2 protein-coding genes are annotated in these 2417 nt (G+C 32.7%); both read left to right on the top strand.

What is annotated here, in order from left to right:
* Positions 1–460 (top strand): HNH/ENDO VII family nuclease (locus DWW70_RS14715; protein ID WP_199669345.1); only part of this gene is annotated, 460 nt, incomplete at its 5' end.
* 3 nt (positions 461–463) lie between these two features.
* The gene (locus DWW70_RS14710) at positions 464–883 is read left to right on the top strand and encodes an SMI1/KNR4 family protein (protein ID WP_015533326.1); all 420 of its coding nucleotides are present in this window, start codon (positions 464–466) and stop codon (positions 881–883) included.
* Positions 884–2417 lie beyond the last annotated feature (1534 nt).

The following is a 2417-nucleotide window of genomic DNA, read 5'->3' as shown; positions in this document are numbered from 1 at the left end:
GGTTATGTCTACTAGCAAAGGTCGGGGGGAGTCTGAAAGTAGTATTACTTGTGAGGGTGGAAGTGGTTCTGTAATTTACACTTCAGTAGAATATGAAGGCACAGTTAAAGTTAATGGAGAAGTTAGAGATGTAAGTAGAAAGGTATATCAAAGGAATGATATAGATTTTGAGTATTTTGATGAGACAACAGGACTAACAAACTTAGAACGTATGCAGGCTGGCAAGCCTCCTATAGGGACAGATGGTAATGCTATTCAACTACATCATATTTTGCAAAAAGAAGCAGGACCAATGGTTGAGATTCGAGAGATTACACATCAAGAATATTATTCACAGTTGCATGGTCTTATCGAAGATGGAGCAAGTTTTAGAAATGATCCAATATTGAATAAGCAATATAATAATTTTAGACGTTCATATTGGAAATGGAGAGCAGAGCAAATCGTAGGAGGAAAATAAAATATGTATGATAAAATTGTTAAGATTATAAGTCAATATGAAGAAAAAGGTGATTTTACACATCCTAATGTAGATGATAAAGATTTATATGATGCAGAAAAAATATTAAATTTAAAAATTCCAGAGCAGTATGTTTGGTTTTTGAAAAATTATGGGCATGGTGGACTGGATGGCATTGAAACATTGGGTGTAGGTAAAAATGGCAAAATGATATTTGTGGAAAAGACACTAGAATTCAGGTCATATGGGTTGAATGACGATAAGATTGTAATAGAAAATTGTGACGAATGGATTTATTGTATTGATGTAAAAACTGGAGCCGTTATGATGTGGTCACAAGGAGATAAAAAGTACAAGATTAATTATAAAAATTTTATTGAATATCTAAATGATAGAATCAGTGATGCTATAGAAAATATGTAATATTTATAAAATTAAATTTAATTATGTCTATACTTTAGGACTTCAAAGTCCCTAACTCAAAAAGCTATTTTAATTTCTGCCTGTTCACGAAGTGAATGAAATGCAGAAATTAATAATAGCTTTTTGTCATTTACCTAAAGGGGAAAGGACACCTTATGGCGAAATTTGCCCCCAGGTATACAAAAGGATTTGTCCGACAATTTATTTCTAAGGTACGGTAAATCATTGATTTTACTGACTTTATTGCAAGCAGACAGATTTCATTCTTTCACAGAACTATTGTTTGCTAAAATACTCATAAATACTGTGAAATAGCCATTTTCAGCAATTGATATAAAATTATAACAAAAGATTTCGTTACAAGTTTGGCTGGTATCTACAACAGTATATTTTTATGAAAGTATATGCCAAAATCAAGACAATTCAACTAATTGTTAAGGAAATGCCTTATTCTGATATCTTGAATAATTTTAAGACCTAGGATAAGAAATTTAATCAGTATTGGTGTATTCATAAAACGCATATAAGTTGTTATCCTTGGAAACAGAGACAGGATTAGTAAGATTGGCATCTTTGCATATGCTGGTGCTACCCAGCCATATGGCACAGCACAGGGGGATGTCTGTTGCGGGTATTGATGGTATATCAAAAACAGTCAGATAAATTTCAGCCTTTGAAGATTCACAGGTGCATGCGTATAATTGTTGTTTTGCCCGCATTATTGCTGATACTGACAGGCTAAGGGATTTTTAAGCTGTGAATGTTTCTGTTGTTGTTCGAAAGAAATTTGGCTGAGACAGATGCTAAGAAATATTACCATCTTGCGAGATGAAAAGTTTGCTAATACCTATTTGTATCGCATGTTAGGATGCTTGTACAGATGGGTATTTTTGTTGTGGTCATATATTTTGATATTCACAGGTATCGTTTCAATGTAGGCTGACAGCGAGAGACCTTGCTATCTGTATGTATCCAGTGCCAATGGGGTATCATCTCACAGTTGATTTCATATCAACTGCAATCGTTTTAATCTGAATTTCTTTGAAATGACCTAATCTTAATTCGTTATGATTTTATCTGAAATAAATTCCACTTGAGATTCTACAAAATATTATAAGGAACTTTTAATGGAACTGCCGATTTCAAGAGTGACAGAAAATCAGTGACAAAAAGTCACGAAATAATTATACGTATCCATTTTATTTTGAAATTTCCTGTTATCACTGACTTTTAAAGCTTTTTTTTAAAATAAGTTGTCGACTGATAAAATTCATACTCCATTTTTGTCACAACTGATATTGCAACTGTTTTCTCAGGCATGGATTAATTTATGGAACTTCCATTCTGTAAGATTCAGATATTTTTATATTTTTTGTAACAAGAAATCATCTGTTACAGATTGGTGGTGAGAGTGATGGTATATGGAATTATTTCAGCAAAAGATAATCAGACGAGCCTCGCTTATTTTAAGAGTAAAAAAGTTTCACAGCTTGAACCGGAAAATCTAAAGGGAAGAGGACTCATAAAGGTCGAT

It is taken from the genome of Coprococcus sp. AF16-5, from assembly GCF_003479365.1.
Taxonomy (GTDB): Bacteria; Bacillota; Clostridia; order Lachnospirales; family Lachnospiraceae; genus Coprococcus; species Coprococcus aceti.
Note: the sequence above shows the minus strand (reverse complement) of the source record. Positions and strands in the feature narration are given on the sequence as shown.

Excerpts from the sequence above, each read along its gene's own strand:
- DWW70_RS14710 (WP_015533326.1), top strand. The coding sequence starts at position 464 with ATGTATGATAAAATTGTTAAGATTATAAGTCAATATGAAGAAAAAGGT.